Origin of the sequence: Thioalkalivibrio sp. AKL7 (assembly GCF_000381705.1) — a bacterium.
Taxonomy (GTDB): Bacteria; Pseudomonadota; Gammaproteobacteria; order Ectothiorhodospirales; family Ectothiorhodospiraceae; genus Thioalkalivibrio; species Thioalkalivibrio versutus.
The window spans coordinates 94763-115857 of sequence record NZ_KB906954.1 but is presented as its reverse complement, the minus strand read 5'-3'; the positions used below and the strand labels follow the sequence as shown (position 1 = coordinate 115857).

Below are 21095 nucleotides of genomic sequence, written 5' to 3'. Positions count from 1 at the left end.
GAAACACGCCCGACTGCCGCGACCCCGGCCCGCTGTGCGGGCCGGGGTTTCCCTCGCTCCGAGGCTTTTCGCGGGCGGCGCTGAACTCGCTACGCTGCGCTTCGCTCAGACATCCAGCGCCTTGAATCCCGCGAAAACCCTCTCCACTCGGCGCGACGACAACGGGGAGGCAGGTCCAAACAACGGCGATCCCAGCGTTCTTGCCAGTGGATGATGGCTAGGTCTTCGAGCATCTTCGGCACGCTCGGCCTTTGGCCGTTGCGTGCCGCGCCCGCGAAGCGGGCGCCGGGGCCTTCGGACGGCATTGCCTATTGTTATGTCCGGGGGACGGAACACCTTCTGTCTTGACCTGCTCTTCCCGTATGGAGCCCCTTGCGGAAGGGTCCTCGGGCCGGGAGAAGGCGCTGGATGTCTGAGCGGAGCCGAAGGCGCAGCGAGTTCAGCGCCGCCGGCCCGAGGGCCCTGGAGCAAGGTTCCCGGGCGGAATCCGAGGGCCCTTCTTTGGGTACTTTCTTGGGCAAGCAAGAAAGTACCTCGCGGTGCGCTCGCGAGAGAGCGCGTGGCAGGCGGCGGACCAGAGGCAAGTAAACACTGAGGATGAACCGGGACCAGCCTCCCGGGTCGGCGCCGGACAGAGCCCACCATAAACACCCGAGGAAGAACCGGGCCCGGCCGGTGCGCCACGCAGCACACACGCCGAGTGCACCATGGGACCTGGAAGGACGGGAGGCTAGTTCTGCGACGCCGGCGGGAGCTGGATGAAGCGTTCGCGGTACAGGCGCAGTTCGTCGATGGAATCGCGGATATCCTGCATGGCCTGGTGCGACGCGTTCTTGCGCAACTGCGCGATCACGTCCGGGGCCCAGCGCCGCGCCAGCTCCTTCAAGGTGGAGACATCCAGATTGCGGTAGTGGAAGTACTGCTCCAAATCCGGCATCAGGCGCGCCATGAAGCGCCGGTCCTGGCAGATGGAATTGCCACACATCGGCGAGGCCCCCTTCGGCACATACTGCGCCAGGAACTCCAGGGTCACCTGCTCCGCATCGCGGGTGTCCGACGAGCTGTTGCGCACCCGTTCGATCAGTCCCGATGTTCCATGGGTGCGCTGGTTCCATTCGTCCATCCCCTCCAGCACCTCGGCCGGCTGGTACAGGGCAATGACTGGCCCTTCGGCCAGGATGTTAAGGTCCTTGTCGGTGACGATGGTCGCCACCTCCAGGATCCGGTCGGTTTGCGGCTCCAGACCGGTCATCTCGAGATCGATCCAGATCAGGTTTTCGGCATTCACGGCCATGTCGCGTACTCCTTCGCGGGGAGGCCGTCGTGTGACGACCACGGCCCTTTCATATGCCGCAGGAGTCTATCATCATGGTTGCGGGGCCTGTGGCCCCGGACTCCAACCCCCGTGATCAGGAGGGAACAATGCGACATACCAACGCACGTATTGCCGCCGGCACTGCCGCGCTGGCCCTGAGCCTTAGCGGCGCGAATATCGCGCTGGCGGATGACATCCGCATGGGACAGGAGCTGCACAGCGACAACTGCATCAGCTGTCACGCCGACATGGTCGGAGGCGATGGCTCCGACCTCTACACGCGATCGAACCGCATGGTCGGCTCGCACGACGAACTGGTGGCCCAGGTTAACAACTGCAACGTGAATCTCGGTACCAACTGGTTCGACGACGAGGTCAATGCCGTGGTCGCCTACCTCAACGCGGAGTACTACCAGTTCGATGAGTGATCTCAAGACCCGACACTGCGAGTCCTGCGAGGGCATGACCGCCCCGATGCCTCGCGCAGACGCGGAACGCGCCCTGGAACAGGTGCACGATGCCTGGGGTATCGACGAAGCCGGCAAGAGCATCCAGCGCAGTTTCAAGTTCAAGAACTTCCACGAAACCATGGCGTTTGTGAACGCCGTCGCCTGGATCGCGCATGGCGAGGATCATCACCCCGACATGGCGGTCGGCTTCAACCGCTGTGCGGTGGAGTTCTCGACCCATGCCATCGGCGGGCTGAGCGAGAATGACTTTATCTGTGCCGCGCGCGTCGATGCCCTGTTCGACTAACCCTTCCCGCCACGGCCGAGTACGAGCTTGACGCAGATCGCCCGGGTCTTCGCCCGCCACAACCAGATGGCCGACATCGCGGGGCCCGACGAGGCCCCGCGTCGGTTACGCCTGCACCGCCGCTTCCGCGACCTCGCCTGCGGCGACCTGGTCGAGCTGGATGCCACCGGCGACGAGGTGGCCCGCCAGCTGGATCGCAACAACGTGCTCGTGCGCCGCGACGGCTTCGGCCGGCGCAAGGTCATCGCAGCCAATATCGACTGCGTGTGGATTGTGATCGCGCCGGAACCGGCACCCTCGCGCAACCTGATCGACCGCTTCCTGGTGGCCATCCTCAACCTGCCCGCCCGCCCCCGCCTGCTGATCAACAAGCAGGACGAGGGGCCCGCGGCCCGGCCCGAGTGGCTGGACGCCTACCGCCAGCTGGACCTGGATCCGCTATTCGTCAGCGCCAAAAGCGGGTTCGGGCTGGACGACCTGGCGGCGGCTGCGGCCGGCCAGACCAACATCCTGGTCGGGCAGTCCGGTGTCGGAAAGTCCTCGCTGGTCGCCGCGCTGCTCGATCAGTACGGGATCGTCGACGCGATCGCGCCAACCACTGGCGACCTGGCCGCCTCCGGCGAGGGACGCCACACCACGGTCACCGCCCAGTGGTTTCCATTGGCCAACGGCGGCGCCTGGATTGACTCGCCCGGCGTGCGCGATTTCACGCCCGAAATCCCGTCCCTGGACACCCTGGAGCGCGGCTTCCCGGACATCGCGGAGCGCGGTGATCAATGCCGCTTCCGTGACTGCCGCCACCAGAGCGAGCCCGGTTGTGCGGTACTGGCCGCGATCGAGGCCGGCGAACTCCCCGCCGCACGCCTGCAGGCCTGGCACGCCCTCGCCGCCGAGATCCCCGCCCAGAACCGCGCGCGCGGGTAACTTTTCCTCGACGAAGCGCACGAAGAACACCCTGGGTTACAAAGCGATTAACGGGAAGGGGAAGCCTGGACGAAGAAAGGCATTGGCAACCGCGTGTTCGGTGGCGCCCCGCAACGATCCGTGCGAGTCAACGAATTCCAGTCGGGATTTCTTCCAACCTCCCAATGCCCTGTGAATCGCTTTTCCAGCGCTTCTTCGTGCCTTCGTGTACGTCGTGGTTGCGCCAGACGAACTCGGGGAGGCCGCACGGTGGCGTGCAGTGAGAGTTGCGGCGGAACGTGTGGCAGGTGTCGCGGCCGGGGGGACCGGGATCAGAAGGTCAGGCCCATCTCGACGCCGATGACCGAGGAGGCCGGCTCGCGGCTCACGCCGTCAAACTCGAGGCGATCGGCCAGCCAGCTATCCGCGGAGTTCAGCGAATAGTCGTCGTAGTACAGGCTCAGGGACAGCTCGGACTGGTTCTGCAGACGCAGGCGGCCATCCAGGCTCAGGTAACCGGCGGTGCGGCCCGTCTCGCGACTGCGATCACCGTAGCCGAAGCCCAGATCCCGATCCTCGCTGGACAGGGGCTGGCGCACGCCCACCCGGAACTGGCTGTCGAAACGCCCGGAGGCGAAGGTGGGCCCGAAGCTGAAATCGGTGAAGTACGCGGTGGACTCACCGGACGGCCCGAGTTCGTTCCAGTCCGGGCGCGTCTCCATACCCACCCCAAGATTCAGGCCGTAGCCGAAGCCCCCACCCAGTTCCTGGTGATAGCCACCCACCGCCTCGAACAGGCGTGTCCCGCCTAAGGCATTGTCGGCCTCGTCCAGGGCCGAGGCATCGCCGGTACTGCGCACCGACAGGCGGTAGCGCGATTCGGTGTCGCGACCCGTTTCCGGCTCGTCGCGCAACGTCACCCCCGCCCCACCGATCCCCTGGGTCTGGGGTGGCGCAACCAGCGAGTAACGGTCGGCGGCGCTGGCAGCGCCCGTGCCCAGTGCGAGACCCGCAACCACCAGCGAAGCCACGAACCAGCCCGAGCGCCACGCGCGCGCACGAAGCGGCCGCAGGCATTGTGCCTGCGGCCGCTTCAGGGCTGCACCGTTCGATCCTTGTCGCGTCACACCAGCAATCCGTGTTGTCGTTCCTGGCCGCTAGCCGGGGGGCCAGCTCAGTGCACGCCCAGCGAGGACATGCATATGTATATGGTAGACCGTTTGCCCACCGTGGTCGTTGCAATTCATCACGGTTCGATAACCGTTCTCCGCAAATCCGCGATCGCGTGCGATCTCCGCCGCGGCCCGGGCCATCTGCCCGATCACCGGGGCCTCCGCAGCGCTCAAATCGTTCAGCGTGGCAATGTGCGTTTTCGGGATCACCAGCACATGTTCGGGCGCCTGCGGATTCAGATCCTCGAAGGCCAGCACCGCGTCGTCCTCGAACACCACCCGGGCCGGGATCTCGCCCGCCACGATCTTGCAGAACACGCAATCCGTCATGCCGCTACTCCTGTATCAAAATATTACCACGCATCAATATTCGCGCCGACCCGAAAGTGCATGCGCCAGGGTGCCGGCATCGATGTACTCCAGCTCGCCGCCGCTGGGGATACCCTGGGCGATACGCGTGGTACGAATCCCGTGACGTGCGGCCATCTCCGCGAGGTAATGCGCGGTCACCTCGCCCTCTACCGACGTGTTCGTCGCCAGGATCAGCTCCTCCACACCCTCCGCCTGCAAGCGGGCCTCCAGTCGGTCGAGCCCCAGCTCCTCCGGGCCAATCCCGTCCAGCGGCGACAACCGGCCCAGCAAAACGTGAAAGCGACCGCCGAAATCCGTGGCCGACTCGATCGCCAGCACGTCGCCGGGGCTCTCTACCACGCAAACCACCCGCGAATCGCGCTCCGGGTCCGCGCAGCGCGAACAGGTCTCGGCCGAGGTCAGCGTGCGGCATACCGAGCAATGCCCGATGCGCGCCACGGCCTCGTCCACCGCCCGCGACAGGCGCCGCGCGCCCTCGCGGTCGCGCTCCAGCAAGTGCAGCGCCATACGCCGCGCCGACTTTGCCCCGACCCCGGGGAGGCAGCGCAGCGCCTGGACCAGCTCGTCCAGTTCCGCTTCCATCAGGCGCGCCCGCTCCGCCGGTTCAGAACGGCAGCTTCATGCCGGCCGGCAGGCCCATGCCCTCGGTCAGGCTGCCCATGCGCTCCTGCGTGGTGGACTCGACCTTCTGCACCGCATCGTTGATCGCGGCGGCCACCAGGTCTTCGAGCATGTCGCGATCATCGTCGAACAGGCTGGGGTCGATCTTCACGCGGCGCGCGGCGTACTTGCCGGTCAACACCACGCTGACCAGCCCGCCGCCGGCCTGGCCCTCGATCTCCATCTCGGCCAGCTCGGCCTGCACCTTCTGCATGTCTTCCTGCATCTTCTGGGCCTGCTTCATCAGGCCACCCATGCCACCTTTCATCATCGGTTCGATCTCCTGCCCCGCACAAAGGCGGGTTTGTCCGTATTCGACGGGTTAGCGCGGGGCCGACGACGCGTCGCCCGCGGAGTTGTCTTCGTTGGTTTCGCGAATGCGCACCGCGCCCAGTTCGGCGCCAAATTCCTGGCCCAGGGCCTGGACCACCGGGTCCTCGCGCATGGTCGTCTCGGCGCTAGCCTGACGCTCTGCCGAGGCCGCCGCAAGCCGCGCCGCGGGTGTCGTCTCCGACGGTTCGGACTGGTTGACAATCTCCAGGCGAAGGGAGTGCCCCAGCGTCTTCTCCAGCGCTTCCTTCAGGCGGGTCCTGGCCCGGTCGGTACATAACGTACCCGGAGCCACCGCAATCACCACGCACTCCTGGTCATGCTTGCGCAGCTCCGCGTGCAGGGCGAGTTCGCGCACCGTCCCCATGGGCAGACCCTCGGCAAAACGGTGCCAGTCGAACATCCCGTCTGCGGCCACGGCGGGTGCGACCGGTTCCGCAGTCGAAGACGCCGCCGGCGTGGCCTGTCGCGGCGACGACTCCCGGTGCGTGGGCTCATCGGCGTGCACCGGCGGTGTGGGTGCCTCCCGCGGAGGTGGCGGCTCGCTCACCCGCTCGCGGGGCGGCGGCGAGTTTTCACCGCTGCGCGAGGCCGCCTGCGCGGCCGATTTCGACACGGCCGGTTCGACTGCAGCGGGTCGCGCCGCCGCTGCGGCATTACGGGAGGGCGCGGCGCGCGGCGCAGACGCTTCCCCGCGCACCGTGGCCGGCCGGCGTTCGGCCTGGCCCTCGTCCTCCCCATACCCCGGGGCTGGCTCCGGGCGAAAGGCCAGCAGGCGCAGCAATGTCATCTCCACGCCCATGCGCGCGTCCGGCGCGTAGGGCAGATCACGCACCCCGTGGATCAGGATCTGATAGGTCAGCTGAATCGTTTCCGGGTCGACCCGGCCGGCGGCCTCGTGTGCCCAGACCAGCGCCTCCTCGCCCGCCGCCGGTGTGGCACCGGCCACCTGCTGCACCGCCACCTGATGCACCAGCGCGGCGAGCTCGTCCAGCAGGCGCGACCAGTCGGGTCCCAGCGTCTCCAGCTCCGCCAAGCCCGCCAGCAGGGCCAGGCCGTCCCCGGCAAACACCGCATCCAGCAGCGCGGCCAGTCGCGTGCGCGGGAGCAATCCAAGCATGTCGCAGGCGTCGGATTCGCTCAGGCGGTCGCCGCCATAGGCAATCGCCTGGTCGGTCAGACTCAGGGCATCGCGCATCGAGCCCTCGGCCGCCTCGCCCAGACGCAGCAGGGCACCCGGCTCCGCCTCGACGCCTTCGGCGGCCAGGATCCGGGTCAGGTGCTCGGCGATCATCGCCGGCGGCATCGGTTTCAGGTTGAACTGCAGGCAGCGCGACAGCACGGTGACCGGCAGCTTCTGCGGATCGGTCGTCGCCAGCAGGAACTTCACGTGTTCCGGCGGCTCCTCCAGAGTCTTCAACAGGGCGTTGAAGCTCTTCTCCGAGAGCATGTGTACCTCGTCGATCAGGTACACCTTGAAGCGCCCGGTGGTCGGGGCATAGGAGACGTTATCCAGCAGCTCGCGGGTATCGTCCACCCGGGTGCGCGAGGCGGCATCCACTTCGATCAAGTCGAGGTGGCGACCCTCGGCGATCTCCACACAGGAACGGCACTCGCCGCAGGGCGTGGCCGTCACGCCGGTCTCGCAGTTGAGACAGCGCGCAAGAATCCGGGCAATGGAGGTCTTGCCCACCCCGCGGGTACCGGCAAACAGGTAGGCGTGGTGCAGGCGTTCGCCGCTCAGGGCATTGGCCAGGGCGCGCACCACATGCGGCTGCCCGACCAGGTCCTCGAAGCGCGAGGGACGCCACTTGCGGGCTAGAACCTGGTGACTCATGCCTCCCCCGTCAGTGGAGTCTGTTGCGTGCCCGGGTGCGGGGCAATCACCGCAGGAATCTGGGCCGCAAGGAAAAGGGTGGTGGCCCGCACCCGCCACACCCCGGCGCCCGACGCAGTTGCTACCGTTGCTCCCTTCCGGGCCTGGCGGGGTTCACAACCTGTCGTCGCGAGGGGACTGATACGGACCACCATAACGCGGACCGCGATTCGGGCTTTCCGAATCCGGGCGGCAAGCTTCCGCATTTCCGGCGGACGCGTCAACCTTGAGACGCCACAAAGGGCCGGAACTGACGATAGCCCGAAACTAACAACCGTATAGAGAACGAAAACTGGATCAATGAGAGGCCAGCCCTTATCTTGAGTCTCGCAGTCGGGCATCGCCTCGACCGAACCCAAATCTTCTTTCTGGTCTACTGCAATTAACACCCAAACAGGAGTACGAAACATGGAACTCGAAAATCGCGAAGGTCAGCGCGTCCCGGAAGTCACCTTCCGCTGCCGCAAGGACAACGACTGGAATGACGTCCGCAGCGAAGACCTGTTCAAGGGTCGCAACGTGGTCGTGTTCGCCCTGCCGGGCGCATTCACCCCGACCTGCTCGTCCGCCCACGTGCCGCGTTACAACGAGCTGGCACCGGTGCTCAAGCAGCATGGCATCGACGAGATCGTCTGCATCTCGGTCAACGACGGCTTCGTGATGGAAGCCTGGCAGGCCGATCAGCAGGCCGACCGGGTGACCTTCATCGCCGACGGTAACGGCGAATTCACCGAACAGATGGGCATGCTGGTCGACAAGAGCGACCTTGGCTTTGGTCACCGCTCCTGGCGCTACTCCATGCTGGTGCGCGACGGCGTGATCGAGAAGCAGTTCATCGAGCCGGACGAGCCGGGCGACCCCTTCGTCGTCTCCGACGCCGACACGATGCTCGCCCACGTCGCCCCGGACGCGGCCTGCCCCGAAGACGTCGTGGTCTTCACCAAGCCGGGCTGCCCGTACTGCGCCAGCGCCAAGGAGATGCTGGAGAACGCCGGTCTCGACTACGAGGAGATCGTGCTGGGTCGCGACGCCAGCCTGCGCAGCCTGCGGGCGGCTACCGGTGCGATGACCGTGCCGCAGGTGTTCGTCGGCGGGCACCGCATCGGCGGCGCGGAAGATCTGCAGGAGTGGATCTCCCGCGAGAAAAAGGCGGCGTAACTCGTCGCCACCACCCGGGGCGGGTCCACGGCCCGCCCCGGGTGGCCATCTGCTCCCACAGGTGGCCATCCGTGTCCGGACGTCGACCCATCCGGACGTCCGGACACGGATGGCAAACCCTGACGACCGTAACGACCGCGGTCGTTATGCGAAACTTCGACTAAACCCAACGTTGACCGACTCCTTCGAGGAACCGACATGGAACACTACGACATCATCGTGATCGGCGGCGGCAGCGGCGGCCTGGCCGTTGCGGAACGTGCCGCCCCGCACGGCGCCCGCGTCGCCGTGTTCGATCCCAAGCCCCTGGGCGGCACCTGCGTGAACGAGGGCTGCGTCCCGAAAAAGCTCACCTGGTACGCCGCGGAGCACCTGTCGCACGCCCGCGAGGCCGGCGAGTTCGGTGTGGACGTCGAGATCAAGGGCATCCGCTATGCCGACCTGGCGAACAAACGCCAGGCAATGCTGAAGGACCTGAACAACTTCTGGTCCGGGCACCTGGAGAAGCTGGGCGTGACCCACATCCCGGAACGGGCCCGCCTGGCCGACACGAACAAGGTGGTCAGCGAGAGCGGCACCGAGTACACCGCCGAGCGCATCGTGTTGGCCATGGGCGGCGCCCCGCTGGTACCGCCGCTCGAGGGCGCCGAGCTGGGTGCCACCTCCGACGACTTCTTCGAGTGGACCGAGCTGCCGGAATCCATCGCCGTAATCGGCGGAGGCTACATCGGACTGGAAATGGCCGGCATGCTGCGCTCCATGGGTGTGAAGACCGACGTGGTCGCCATGGAGGACCGCGTGCTGGAGATTGCCGACCCGATGATCTCGCAGACGCTGGACCAGCACATGGAGCACCAGGGCATCGAACGCCACCTGGGCATGAAGGCCGCGGGTCTGGGCGGCAAGCCCGGCGCGGTCACCGTCAAACTGGAAGGCGGCAAGGAACTGGGCCCGTACGAGAAGGTGCTATGGGCCGTCGGCCGCAAGCCGGCCACCAGCGACATGGGCCTGGAAGAGATCGGCGTCGAGATCGCCCGTGACGGCACGATCCCGGTCGACGAATGGCAGGCAACCAATGTCGAGGGCATCTACGCCCTGGGCGATATCATCGGCAAGGGCCCGCTGACCCCCGTGGCCATCGCCGCCGGTCGCCGCCTGGCCGCGCACTGGTATGCCCCGGAGACGAATCCCGTGCCGGTGGACTACGACCAGATCCCCACAGTCACCTTTACCCACCCGACCGCGGGCATGGTCGGCCTGACCGAGCCACAGGCGGTGGAGAAGCACGGCGACACGGTACGCATCTACGAGACGCAGTTCGGCGGCCTGAACCGTGCATTCGCCGAGGGCGAGGTGCCGCCGGTGGCGATGAAGCTGGTCTGCGCCGGGGACGACGAAAAGGTCGTCGGCATCCACATGATCGGCGCGAACGTGGACGAGATGCTGCAGGGTTTCGCGGTGGCCGTGCGCATGGGCGCGACCAAGCGCGACCTGGACCTGACCATCCCGCTGCACCCGACCAGCGCCGAGGAACTGGTCACCCTGAAGGAAGGCCGCCCGGGCCGCCAGGAAGGCATCGCCAAGGCCGCCTGAGGGCCACGCCGTCCTCCCCCACGTAAAACGCCGCCCCGGCAACCATCCGGGGCGGCGTCAAGACGTTATCTCGTGGGCCGTCTGTGCCCGCATTTTCTAGAATCGCCAGCCAACCGAGGCAGTGAACGCGTCGACCTTGTAGTCGCTGTCGAAGTCATAGCGTTCGTACTCGGCGCGAATCAGGAAGCTGTCCAGATTCACCTGCGCACCGAGTCCGTAGACCGGATCCACGCCATCGTTATCGCGCAGGGTGATGCTCTCATCCCCCAGGTTGCCCCGGACGTCGGCATCCCACTTGGCGAGGCCCGCCTTCGCAAAGAACTCGAAATGCTGCCCGATCGGCAGTTTGCCGAGGACGCTCGCGCCATAGGCTCGGGACTTGATGTCGGTATGCGCACCGGACTCGTCACCGCGCAGCTTCACCTTTCCGAGATCCGAGTAGAACCCCTCGACCCCTACATACGGGTTGAAGTTGTACCCGACAAACCCGCGCCAGACGTTGTCGTCGTCGTCCAGGCGGTAGTCCGAGGCCCCGGAACCGATGAAATCGGCGACCTCGTCGCGGTCGTTCTTCAGAGCGCTGAAACCGGTACCGAGCCCCATGTACAGGCCCTCGCTCCGATCGGACTCATCTGCCATCACCACCTGGGGCGCCAGGATCCCTGCAGCGGCCACCACAACCGTGTTCAACAAGATCTTTTTCATCTTCGCGTCTCCTTCCTGATCGTGCTCGAAATGTAAAATTTCTTGACTGCCATAAAGACGCCGGCGATTTTCCCGAAACACCCCAGGTCCGGAAAGCAGAAATGCGTGACTCATTTTCAAACACGTGCAAAACAGGACCACCCCGAGACCCGACTCGTGATACCGCGCACACGCACAGAACCCCAAAAAGGCTGATGAGCGAACCGCCATCCGCTCATGGCGACCCACCCACCAGCCTTTTGTTTCCTGGTTGCTGCATCCGTTTGACCGAATCCCTTCCCGACCCGGCCCCACGGCACGGCGACCACTGATCAGTCCATATCGTGCGCCGGATCCTCCTCGGAGAACGCGTCGTCATGCCCCCCGCGGCCGGATTCGTCCTCTTGCACTTCATCCTCGCGCAGATCCTCGATCCAGCCACGCAGGTCCTCGTCCACATCCTCGACCGTCTCGTCCACTGCCTCGCCGGCCTCCTGCGCCGGGCCCGGATCGGAACAGCCCGCCAGCATGCCGCCAAGCACCAGGGCTACCCCATATACCGGCAGCGACAGGAATCGGGACGGACCGTCCGCATCCTTGCATGATTTTCGGATAACGCTGCTCATTGCATTTTCCCTCCAGGAATTCTTTTCCAGGGCGCGCCGATCAATGCTTCCCAACCCATCGACAAGCAACATTTTTGTACCGACGCCGGCGACCTCTATCTCGGCATACACCGAAGCCGTCCTGAACAGGTTCACATTTCCCGACCGGACACACGTTCATCCGATTGAAAACCCATAGCGAGCATCACTCACCTGCCCCCAGTGTGTCCTTGGTGGATACGCCAGGTCGCCCATGGGAATCCGGAACTGAGAACTGGTACGCCAAGCCGAATACAAGAAGTCATGAGGCAGCGAATTCTGGCCTACACTAAGAATTCAAACGAATCGAAAGGAGAGAACCAATGCTGGGATGGGCGCTACTTTTCCTGATCGTTGCGATCGTCGCGGGCGCGCTGGGGCTGAGCGGGATTGCCGGGGCCGCCACGCAAATCGCCTGGATCCTGTTTGTCGTGGGCCTGATCCTGGCGGTGGTCTTCTTCGTCACCGGCAGGCGCCCCCCGGTGTAACGAAGGCTTACTGACGACCGAGGCGAATGCGAATAGGTCGGCATTCGCATTTGCCTCCGTTATGCCGCGGGCCGGTGTAACGAGAAGAAACACGCACGTTACGCAACGTAACGCACGGAACAGACCGCTTGACCACAACCTGCTGATTCGCGCGGGCCAAAGAATTGGCGTGCAACTTGCAGTAGACCCCCGAGACGTGAACACCATCACTTTGGGGATGCCGCTACCGCCATGTCCGACGCGCTCGACAGCACCCGGGAGTTCCTCGGCGCCCACGCCCCGTTCGACCAGCTCGAGACGGATGCGCTGGAGTTCCTGCTGCCCCGCCTGGAGAGCCGCTTCTACGCGCGTGGCGCGCGCATCACCGACCCCGAGGCCGGTCCGGCCCAGCGTTTCCACATCATCCGCCAGGGCCGCATCCGCGGCGAGACCCCCAGCGAGGACGAACAGCTCTCCGGCAAGGCCTGGGAGCTGATCCCCGGCGAATGCTTCCCGATCGGCGCCCTGCTCGGCCGCCGCGCGGTACATACCGTGCATCGCGCAGCGGAGGACACCGTCTGCCTGGAACTGAGCCTGGAGGACTTCGATCGCCTGCGCGCCCGTTCGCGGGTCTTTAACGACTTTTGCACGCGCCGCCTGGCCAACCTGCTGGACCGCCTGCAGCAGGGCCTGGACACCCTGTCCGCCCGCGACGGTGGCGCCGGACAACTCAATACGCCGCTGGTCCTGCGCCTGGCGCGCAGCCCGGTGACCTGCCGCCCGGACACCCGGCTGCGCGAGGTCCTGGCCACCATGCGCGACGAACGTGTCGGCTCCATCGTCGCGGTCGACGACAACCAGCGGCCGGTGGGCATCTTCACCCTGCATGACCTGCTCGCGCGCGTGGCGCTTGCGGATGTCGACCTCGACACCCCGGTCGCGGCCGTGATGACCCCCGACCCGGTGGCGCTGGAGGAGAGCACCCCGGGCTTCGAGGGTATCGAGGCGATGACCGAGCACGGGATGACCCATCTGTGTGTGGTGCGCGACGGCCGCCTGGTCGGCGTGCTGGGCGAGCGCGACCTGCTGACCAGTCAGCCGCTGACCCTGGACGGTCTGGTGCGCGCGATCCGCCGCGCCGACTCCGTCGCCGTCGTCGCCGAGCGCCTGCACCAGGTGCCCCGCCTGATCGAGGCGGTGGTCGGCCAGGGCGCGGAGGCCGATCAGGTCCTGCGCCTGATCACGCGTCTCAACGAACACGCCACCCGCCGGGTGCTGACCCTGTTGCGGCCGCAGCACGAGGCGATCGAGGGCATCGACTTCACTTGGCTGGCGTTCGGCTCCCAGGCGCGCGAGGAGCAGGCCCTGGTCACGGACCAGGACAACGGCATCCTGTTCGACGCCGCGGTCAGCGACGCGGACGCGATCCGCGAGCGCCTGCTGCCGTACGCGAAGGACGTGAACCTGGCGCTGGCCGAGTGCGGGTTCATGCTGTGCCCCGGCAACATCATGGCCGGCAACCCGGAGTGCTGCCTGAGCGGCCCGGAGTGGGATCAGCGTTTCACCCGCTGGATCGAGCAAGGCACGCCGGAGCACCTGCTCAAGAGCAGCATCTTCTTCGATCTGCGCGCCGTGGACGGCGATGCCGGACCCGTCGAGGCGCTGCGCACCCGCCTGCTACAGAAGACCGCCTTCAACAGCCGCTTCCGCCGCCAGATGGCCGCCAACCAGCAGATGTTCCGTCCACCGCTGGGTCTGTTTGGCGAGATCAAGAGCGGGGCCAACGGCATCGACATCAAGAAGCAGGGCCTCACGCCCTTCGTCGACGGCGCACGGGTCATCGCGCTGGCCGCCGAGCTACCGGCCACGCGCACTCACGAGCGCCTGGACCAGGCCGTTGCGGCGGATGTGATGCGCGAAAGCGACGCCCGTGACTACCACGCCGCCCTGCGCTACCTGCAGATGCTGCGCCTGCGCGCCCAGCAAAAGGCGCTGCGCGAGGGACGCGACGACGACAACCGAATCCGGCCGGAAGAGCTGGGTGCCCTGGAGGGACGGGTGCTCAAGGAGAGTTTCCGGCAGGCCCGCAAGCTGCAGGGACAGCTTGAGGTGCAGTACCAGCTGTGACGAATCGCATAGACGAGTCACGGCAAACAACAAAACCTTACGAGAGGAGCATCGTCATGTCACAAGAAGACCTGAGCCGGCAGGCCTACTGGCGGGCGCATCTGCGTCTGCTGGGCATCTGCCTGGCCATCTGGTTCCTGGTGTCGTTCGTGCTGGGCATTCTGGTCTCCCAGCCGCTGAACGCGTTCCAGCTGGGGGGCTATCCGCTGGGCTTCTGGTTCGCGCAACAGGGCTCGATCTACACCTTCATCATCCTGATCTTCGTTTATGCCTGGCGCATGAACGTCCTGGATCGCAAGTTCAACGTCCACGAGGAGTAAGCCTGTCATGGATCAACAGACTCTAAGCCTGCTCGTGGTCGGGGCGACGTTCGCCCTGTACATCGGCATCGCCATCTGGGCGCGCGCCGGTTCGACCAGCGAGTTCTACGTCGCCGGGCGCGGCATTAACCCGATCGCCAACGGCATGGCCACGGCCGCGGACTGGATGTCCGCCGCGTCGTTCATCTCCATGGCCGGCCTGATCGCGTTCCTCGGCTTCACCGGGGGTGCCTACCTGATGGGCTGGACCGGCGGCTACGTGCTGATGGCGCTGCTGCTGGCCCCGTACCTGCGCAAGTTCGGGAAGTTCACGGTGCCGGAATTCATCGGTGACCGCTTCTACTCGAAGACCGCGCGCATTATCGCGGTGATCTCCCTGATCGTGATGTCCGTGACCTACGTGATCGGGCAGATGCGCGGGGTCGGGATCGCCTTCTCCAACATCCTGGAAGTGCCACTGGCCACCGGCCTGATCGCCGGCATGACCGTGGTGTTCATCTACGCCGTGCTCGGCGGGATGAAAGGCATCACCTACACCCAGATCGCGCAGTACGTGATCATGATCTTTGCCTACACGGTGCCGGCGATCTTCATTGCCATCACCCTGACCGGCAATCCGGTACCGCAGCTGGGACTGGGCTCCACCCTGCAGGGGACGGATACCTACCTGCTGGAGGCGCTGGACCAGACCATGATCGATCTGGGCTTCCACGCCTATACCGAAGTGGGCGGCATGAGCATGCTCAACATGTTCCTGCTGACGCTGGCGCTGATGATCGGTACCGCGGGCCTGCCGCACGTGATCATCCGCTTCTTCACCGTTCCGCGCGTGCGTGATGCCCGCAAGTCCGCCGGCTGGGCGCTGGTGTTCATCGGCATCCTCTACACCACTGCCCCGGCAGTCGGCGCGATGGCCATCTGGAACCTGGTCAACACCGTCCACCCGGGCGAGATCGGCACCGAAGAGGGGCACCTGGCCCATGCGGACCGGCCGGCGTGGATGGAGCGCTGGGAACAGACCGGCCTGCTTGCCTTTGAGGACAAGAACGACGACGGCGTGATCCAGTACTACAACGACGGCAACGAAGAGTTCGCGGCTTTCGCCGAAGAGGAATACGGCTGGGAAGGTTCCGAGATCGTCACCCTCGACCGCGACATCATGGTGCTGGCCAACCCCGAGATCGCCGGGCTTCCGGGCTGGGTCATCGCACTGGTCGCAGCGGGCGGTATCGCCGCCGCACTGTCGACCGCAGCGGGACTGCTGCTGGCCATTGCATCGGCCATCTCGCATGACTTGCTGAAGGGCGTGTTCATGCCAAGGATCAGCGAGAAACGGGAGCTCATGGCCGGACGTATCGCCATGGGTGTCGCCATCCTGTTCGCCGGTTATCTGGGGCTGAATCCACCCGGCTTCGCGGCCGAGGTGGTGGCACTGGCCTTCGGTCTCGCCGCGGCCTCGCTGTTCCCAACCCTGATGATGGGCATCTTCATGAAGAAGATGAACAAGGAAGGCGCGATCGCCGGCATGCTGGTGGGTCTGCTGACCACCCTTCTGTACATCTTCACGTACAAGGGCTGGTTCTTCTTCTCCGGCACCGCCATGCTCCCGGACAACCCGGACGGCTGGCTGCTGGGCGTGAACCCGACCGGCTTCGGCGCCATCGGCGCGGTCTTCAACTTCGTCACCGCCTACATCGTGATGAAGCTGACCAAGGAGCCGCCGAAGGACATCCAGGATCTGGTGGAAAGCGTGCGCGTACCGCGTACCGAAGGCTGATGGACGGTCCCGCCATGACCGACATGGCGGGACCCCTGCCACCATGACTGGATGGTCATTCGACAGGAGAAAAGACGGGGTCGGCTCGGGTACACCGGGTCGGCCCCTTTTATCTGGCACAGTGTCTGCGGGCCAAGCGGCAATCGACCCCACCCCGGTCGATTGCCGGTTGCCCCACCCCACACGGACCCACGCATGAACGGCGAACTCGAAGAGATCCGCGAGTTTCTCGACCACTGCCCCGATCTGGCCCCCCTGCCAAAGGCCAGCCGGGATGCCTTTCTGCGCCAGCTCACTCTGCGCTACCTGCGCGAGGGCACCAGCTTTCCCCCGGACGCCGAACCCGGCCTGTGGATCGTGCGCACCGGCACGCTGGAGATCCGCGACGCGCAGGACACTCTGCACGACCGCCTGGGCGAGGGCGATCTGGTGCACATCCCCAATACCCCGGCGCGCCCGCTCGGCCCGGTCACCGAGGACGCCCTGGTCTACCACCTGCCGCTGGATCGCGCCCTTGAGCTGGCCGCGCGCGACGACGCCATCGCCCAGTTCCTCGACGCCGACGCCCCGCGCCCACTGGCCGCTGACCGCACAGCACAGGGCGGGCACGGCGACCGCAGCCTGCTAACGACGCCAGTGCGCGCCCTGATGACCTGCGACCCGATACTGGCCGTCAGCACGCTCAGCCTGCGCGAGGCCGCGCGCCTGATGGACCGGGGCGACATTTCCGCACTGCTGCTGCACACGCCCGAGCGCCCGGGCGAACCCTGCGGCATCCTCACCGACACCGACCTGCGCCGTGCGGTCGCCAACGGCGTGGACCCTGGCCAGCCCGTTGCCGAATCCATGGCCAGCCCGCTGACCACGGTTGCGCGCGGCACCCCCGCCTTCGAGGCCCTGCTGCGCATGGCGCGCCACGACATCCACCACCTCCCGGTCGTCCACGAGGCCGACGGGACCCTCGCCGGCATCCTCTCCAGCACCGACCTGATCCGCCACCAGGGGACCAGCGCCATCTACCTGGTGCGCGACCTGCGCCGGGCCGACGACCTTGCCGGCCTGCAGGGTGTAATGCAGGCCCTGCCCCAGTTGCAGGTGCAACTGGTGGAGGCCGGCGCCGACGCCGCCCAACTCACCCAGACGGTTACCACGGTGATCGACACACTCACCCAGCGCCTGATCGAGCTGGACGAACGCGACCGCGGCCCGGCACCCTGCGCCTTTGCCTGGCTTGCGAGCGGCAGCCAGGGCCGCCACGAGCAGACCGTGTTCACTGACCAGGACACCGCTCTCATCATTGCCGATGACGCCTCGCCGGACGTCGACGTCTGGTTCGCGGAGCTTGCCCGCGGGGTAACCGCCGGCCTCGACGCCTGCGGCATCCGCGCCTGCCCCGGCGATGTCGATCCCACCCATCCCGACTGGCGCCGACCCGCGGCCGACTGGGCGCGCGAGATGGAACGCGTGCTGCACCACCCGGCCCCACGCGATGCGATGCTGGCCACCCACTACCTCGACATGCGCGTGATCCACGGTGCGGCCGAACTGTTCGAACCATTGCGCCAACAGGCATTGGAGGTAGGTGCGCGCCACGAGGCCCTGCTGAGCACCCTGGCCGACCAGGCGCGCAACCTGCCCCCGCCGCTCGGCTTCTTCCGCCAGTTCGTGCTGGAGGACAGCGGCGCACACGCCGACACCCTCGACCTGAAGATGCGTGGGCTGCTGCCGATCGTCGCCATGGCACGGGTCTTTGCCCTGCGCGCCGGCAGCGCGGCACGCAGCACGGTGGAACGCCTGAGCGCCGCGGCCCGGGCAGGGGTTATCCACGAGAGCACGGCCGACAACCTGGCCGATGCCTGGCTGTACATCGCGAACCTGCGCGCCCGCCATCAGGCTCGCCAGATCCGCAACGGCCAGCCCCCGGACAACGCGCTGGACCCGGCCGGACTGTCCACCCTGGAGCGCAGTCACCTGAAGACCGCCTTCCGCCTGGTGAACGACGCCCGCAAGACGGCCCTCTGATGGTCTGCCCTCTGCACGCTGCCACATGGCTCCGCCCGCCTGGCCACTGGCGCTTCTGCCGCGCCCGGCGTCGGGCTGCGCGCCGCGCCCCGCCAGGCCCGCTGCGCGAGCTCCTCGAGGCCCCCATGCCGCCCGCCGGCCAGCCGGTGGCCGCCAGCCGCTTTCTCGCAGTGGATCTGGAAACCACCGGCCTGGACCCGGAACACGACCGCATCCTGAGCATGGGCTGGGTGGCGATGGAAGGCCCGCGCATCGACCTCGCCACCGCGGACCAACGCCTGGTGCGCGCCGAAGGGCCCGTGCCGGAGGCCAGCGCCGTCATCCACCGCATCACCGATCGGCGCGCCGCCCGCGGGGTACCGCTGGACGAGGCCCTGAACGCCCTGTTCCATGCGCTCGCCGGGCGCGTCATGGTGGCGCACCACGCGGCCCTGGAGATCGGCTTCCTCGAGCAGGCCTGCCAGCGCCTGTACGGCGTGCGCGCCCCGCTGGCCATCGTGGACACATTGCGCCTGGCGGAGACGGCCCTGCGCCGCGCCGGCCAGCCGATCCCCGCCCACGGGCTGCGGCTGCATACCCTGCGCGCGCGCTACAACCTGCCGGCCTACCGCGCGCACGACGCGTTGTTCGACGCCATCGCCGCGGGCGAGCTGTTCGCCGCACTGCTGAGCCGGCAATCGCCGGATGGAAAACTGCCACTGGGGCGCGTGCTGTTCCGCCCCGCGTGGCTCTGGTAAGCGCGGCCAGCGCCCGGTTCGCATGCTATCCTCGCACCCACCAAAGGGGCTGGCGGTTGGCCACTCCCATACCCCATACCAAAAACCGATCTGGAGGCCCTGATGAGTGACAACATCGAGTCCACCCTCACCGAGACGCGCCACTTTGCGCCGCCCGCGGAGTTCACCGAAAACGCCCGCCTGAAGCCGGCCGATCTCGAGGCCCTGCACCAGAAGGCCGAGGCCGACTACGAGGGCTTCTGGTGCGATCTCGCGCGCGAGAAGATCGACTGGCAGACCGAGTTCACCCAGGGCCTCGACGAGTCCAAGGCGCCGCATTACCAGTGGTTCGCCGACGGGCGCATGAACGTCTCCTACAACTGCATCGACCGCCACCTCGAAGTCCGCGGCAACAAGACCGCGATCGTCTTCGAGGCGGAGAACGGCGACACCCGCCACCTCACCTACCGTGACCTCTACAACGAGGTCGGCAAGCTCGCCAACGCCCTCAAGGGCATGGGCGTGGTGAAGGGCGACCGCGTCATCATCTACATGCCGATGAACGCCGAGGCCGTGATCGCCATGCAGGCCTGTGCCCGCATCGGCGCGATCCACTCGGTGGTGTTCGGTGGCTTCTCCGCGGACGCCCTGCGGGACCGCGTGGTGGACTCCGGCTCCAAGGTCGTGATCACCGCCGACGGCGGCGAGCGCGGCGGCAAGGTCGTGGGGCTCAAGGCCAACGTCGACAAGGCGCTGGACTCCAACCCGGGCGACGTCGAGAAGGTGGTCGTCTGCAAGCGGGCCGGCAACGACGTGACCATGCACGCCGACCGCGACGTCTGGTGGGAAGACGCCGTGGACGGCGAATCCGTCGACTGCGAACCGGAATGGGTGGAGGCCGAGCACCCGCTGTTTCTGCTCTACACCTCCGGCTCCACCGGCAAGCCCAAGGGCATCCAGCACTCCAGTGCCGGCTACCTGCTGGGCGCGATCGTCACCAACGAGTGGGTGTTCGACCTGCAGGGCGACGACGTCTACTGGTGCACCGCGGATGTCGGCTGGATCACCGGCCACACCTATGTGGCCTATGGCCCGCTGGCCGTGGGCACCTCCCAGGTGGTCTACGAGGGCACCCCGACCGTGCCCGACGCCGGGCGCTGGTGGAAGATGTGCCAGGACCACGGCGTGACCGTGTTCTACACCGCCCCCACCGCCATCCGCGCGCTGATGAAGGCCGGCCCGGACCTGCCCAAGCAGTACGACCTGTCCAAGCTGCGCCTGCTGGGCACGGTCGGCGAGCCGATCAACCCCGAGGCCTGGATGTGGTACTACATCACCGTCGGCGAAGAGCGCTGCCCGATCGTCGATACCTGGTGGCAGACCGAGACCGGCGCCAACATGATCGCCCCGATCCCGGGCGCGACCACGCTGGTCCCCGGCTCCTGCACCCAGGCCCTGCCCGGCATTGCCGCCGACGTGGTGGACGAGGACGGCAAGAGCCTGGGCGCCGACGAGGGCGGCTACCTGGTCATCAAGAAGCCCTGGCCGCATATGCTGCGCACCGTCTGGGGTGACGACCAGCGCTACAAGGACACCTACTGGCCCAAGTTCGGCGGCAAGTACTACCTGGCCGGCGACTCCGCGCGCCGCGACGCCGAGGGCAACTTCTGGATCATGGGCCGCATCGACGACGTGCTGAACGTCTCCGGCCACCGCATGGGCACCATGGAGGTCGAATCCGCCCTGGTCGCGCACAAGGCGGTCGCCGAGGCCGCCGTGGTCGGCCGCCCGCATGACGTGAAGGGCGAGGCCATCGTCGCCTTCGTGATCCTGCAGGGCGATCGCCTGACCGGCGACGAGGCCGAGGAGATGGTCAAGGAACTGCGCAACTGGGTCGCCGACCAGATCGGCCCGATCGCCAAGCCGGACGACATCCGCTTTGCCGACGGCCTGCCCAAGACCCGCTCCGGCAAGATCATGCGCCGCCTGCTGCGCTCCATCGCCAAGGGCGAGGAGATCACCTCCGACACCTCCACACTGGAAAACGAGGCCGTCATCCCGCAGCTCCAGGGCAAGGCCTGAGCCCCGGGCCGGGGCCCCGCGCCCCGGCCTCTTCCCGGCTTTCCCGGGCCCCCTTCCTCCCCCCGTCATTGCGAGGAGCCGAAGGCGACGCGGCAATCTCCGTCCGTAACCACCGGAATCT

At 66.7% G+C, this 21095-nt stretch carries 20 protein-coding genes, 1 other RNA gene and 1 pseudogene; 13 read left to right on the top strand and 9 right to left on the bottom strand.

The window, feature by feature from the left end; all coding sequences use genetic code 11:
* Nucleotides 1-210 precede the first annotated feature (210 nt).
* Nucleotides 211-416: pseudogene (locus G315_RS14830) on the top strand (hypothetical protein).
* A gap of 314 nt (nucleotides 417-730) precedes the next feature.
* On the opposite strand, the gene orn reads toward G315_RS14830, so the two are convergent.
* Nucleotides 731-1294, bottom strand: coding sequence for an oligoribonuclease (gene orn / locus G315_RS0111555; RefSeq protein WP_018146139.1), 564 nt, complete (start codon nucleotides 1292-1294; stop codon nucleotides 731-733).
* 128 nt (nucleotides 1295-1422) lie between these two features.
* Between orn and G315_RS0111550 the strand changes: the two genes are divergently transcribed.
* From G315_RS0111550 to rsgA, 3 genes are read left to right on the top strand one after another with little or no spacing between them, the layout of a single operon-like run.
* Nucleotides 1423-1743, top strand: coding sequence for a cytochrome c (locus G315_RS0111550; RefSeq protein WP_018146140.1), 321 nt, complete (start codon nucleotides 1423-1425; stop codon nucleotides 1741-1743).
* Entirely contained in the window at nucleotides 1736-2071 is a 336-nt protein-coding gene (locus tag G315_RS0111545) for a 4a-hydroxytetrahydrobiopterin dehydratase (protein WP_018146141.1), read from the top strand. The genes G315_RS0111550 and G315_RS0111545 overlap by 8 nt, the downstream gene beginning before the upstream one ends.
* Nucleotides 2072-2098: 27 nt before the next feature.
* On the top strand, nucleotides 2099-2995 hold the full coding sequence (gene rsgA / locus G315_RS0111540; RefSeq protein ID WP_019612553.1) for a ribosome small subunit-dependent GTPase A: 897 nt from the start codon (nucleotides 2099-2101) through the stop codon (nucleotides 2993-2995).
* A 311-nt stretch (nucleotides 2996-3306) separates the two neighbouring features.
* On the opposite strand, the gene G315_RS0111535 is transcribed toward rsgA, so the two are convergent.
* From G315_RS0111535 to ffs, 6 genes are all read right to left on the bottom strand, one after another.
* A complete protein-coding gene (locus G315_RS0111535) occupies nucleotides 3307-4101 on the bottom strand; it encodes a hypothetical protein (RefSeq protein ID WP_018176409.1) in 795 nt (264 codons plus the stop codon).
* 30 nt (nucleotides 4102-4131) lie between these two features.
* Nucleotides 4132-4476 (bottom strand): histidine triad nucleotide-binding protein, encoded by a 345-nt coding sequence (locus G315_RS0111530; protein WP_018169363.1) that lies wholly within the window; start codon nucleotides 4474-4476, stop codon nucleotides 4132-4134.
* A 33-nt stretch (nucleotides 4477-4509) separates the two neighbouring features.
* Nucleotides 4510-5100: a recombination mediator RecR gene (gene recR / locus G315_RS0111525; RefSeq protein ID WP_018146145.1), complete on the bottom strand. Its 591-nt coding sequence runs from the start codon at nucleotides 5098-5100 to the stop codon at nucleotides 4510-4512.
* A 22-nt stretch (nucleotides 5101-5122) separates the two neighbouring features.
* Entirely contained in the window at nucleotides 5123-5449 is a 327-nt protein-coding gene (locus G315_RS0111520) for a YbaB/EbfC family nucleoid-associated protein (RefSeq protein WP_018146146.1), read from the bottom strand.
* 51 nt (nucleotides 5450-5500) lie between these two features.
* Nucleotides 5501-7345 carry a DNA polymerase III subunit gamma/tau gene (dnaX, locus tag G315_RS0111515; RefSeq protein ID WP_018176410.1) on the bottom strand — a complete coding sequence of 615 codons (1845 nt, stop codon included), beginning with the start codon at nucleotides 7343-7345 and terminating at the stop codon, nucleotides 5501-5503.
* 86 nt (nucleotides 7346-7431) lie between these two features.
* An RNA gene (gene ffs, locus G315_RS14360) (signal recognition particle sRNA small type) lies at nucleotides 7432-7528 on the bottom strand.
* A gap of 264 nt (nucleotides 7529-7792) precedes the next feature.
* Here ffs and G315_RS0111510 point away from each other — a divergent pair.
* The gene (locus tag G315_RS0111510; protein ID WP_018169361.1) at nucleotides 7793-8542 is read left to right on the top strand and encodes a glutathione peroxidase; all 750 of its coding nucleotides are present in this window, start codon (nucleotides 7793-7795) and stop codon (nucleotides 8540-8542) included.
* Between the two features lie 198 nt (nucleotides 8543-8740).
* Nucleotides 8741-10135 (top strand): glutathione-disulfide reductase, encoded by a 1395-nt coding sequence (gene gorA, locus G315_RS0111505; protein ID WP_019612552.1) that lies wholly within the window; start codon nucleotides 8741-8743, stop codon nucleotides 10133-10135.
* A gap of 96 nt (nucleotides 10136-10231) precedes the next feature.
* Here gorA and G315_RS0111500 read toward each other — a convergent pair whose 3' ends face one another.
* The gene (locus tag G315_RS0111500; RefSeq protein WP_019612551.1) at nucleotides 10232-10840 is read right to left on the bottom strand and encodes a porin family protein; all 609 of its coding nucleotides are present in this window, start codon (nucleotides 10838-10840) and stop codon (nucleotides 10232-10234) included.
* Between the two features lie 311 nt (nucleotides 10841-11151).
* A complete protein-coding gene (locus G315_RS0111495) occupies nucleotides 11152-11445 on the bottom strand; it encodes a hypothetical protein (protein WP_019612550.1) in 294 nt (97 codons plus the stop codon).
* A gap of 341 nt (nucleotides 11446-11786) precedes the next feature.
* On the opposite strand from G315_RS0111495, the gene G315_RS14355 reads away from it, so the two are divergent.
* The 7 genes from G315_RS14355 (at nucleotide 11787) to acs (ending at nucleotide 20974) form a co-directional block, all read left to right on the top strand.
* Entirely contained in the window at nucleotides 11787-11951 is a 165-nt protein-coding gene (locus G315_RS14355; protein WP_018146152.1) for a DUF1328 domain-containing protein, read from the top strand.
* A gap of 231 nt (nucleotides 11952-12182) precedes the next feature.
* Nucleotides 12183-14057 (top strand): DUF294 nucleotidyltransferase-like domain-containing protein, encoded by a 1875-nt coding sequence (locus tag G315_RS0111485; protein ID WP_019612549.1) that lies wholly within the window; start codon nucleotides 12183-12185, stop codon nucleotides 14055-14057.
* A gap of 56 nt (nucleotides 14058-14113) precedes the next feature.
* Nucleotides 14114-14377, top strand: a complete 264-nt coding sequence (locus G315_RS0111480) for a DUF4212 domain-containing protein (protein WP_018146154.1) — start codon at nucleotides 14114-14116, stop codon at nucleotides 14375-14377.
* Nucleotides 14378-14384: 7 nt separating this feature from the next.
* On the top strand, nucleotides 14385-16154 hold the full coding sequence (locus G315_RS0111475; protein WP_018146155.1) for a sodium:solute symporter family protein: 1770 nt from the start codon (nucleotides 14385-14387) through the stop codon (nucleotides 16152-16154).
* Between the two features lie 195 nt (nucleotides 16155-16349).
* Complete coding sequence (locus G315_RS0111470) at nucleotides 16350-18176, top strand: putative nucleotidyltransferase substrate binding domain-containing protein (RefSeq protein WP_018146156.1); 1827 nt, start codon at nucleotides 16350-16352, stop codon at nucleotides 18174-18176.
* Nucleotides 18177-18301: 125 nt separating this feature from the next.
* Nucleotides 18302-18913, top strand: coding sequence for a 3'-5' exonuclease (locus tag G315_RS0111465; protein ID WP_018146157.1), 612 nt, complete (start codon nucleotides 18302-18304; stop codon nucleotides 18911-18913).
* A gap of 102 nt (nucleotides 18914-19015) precedes the next feature.
* Nucleotides 19016-20974 (top strand): acetate--CoA ligase, encoded by a 1959-nt coding sequence (acs, locus tag G315_RS0111460; protein WP_019612548.1) that lies wholly within the window; start codon nucleotides 19016-19018, stop codon nucleotides 20972-20974.
* Nucleotides 20975-21095 lie beyond the last annotated feature (121 nt).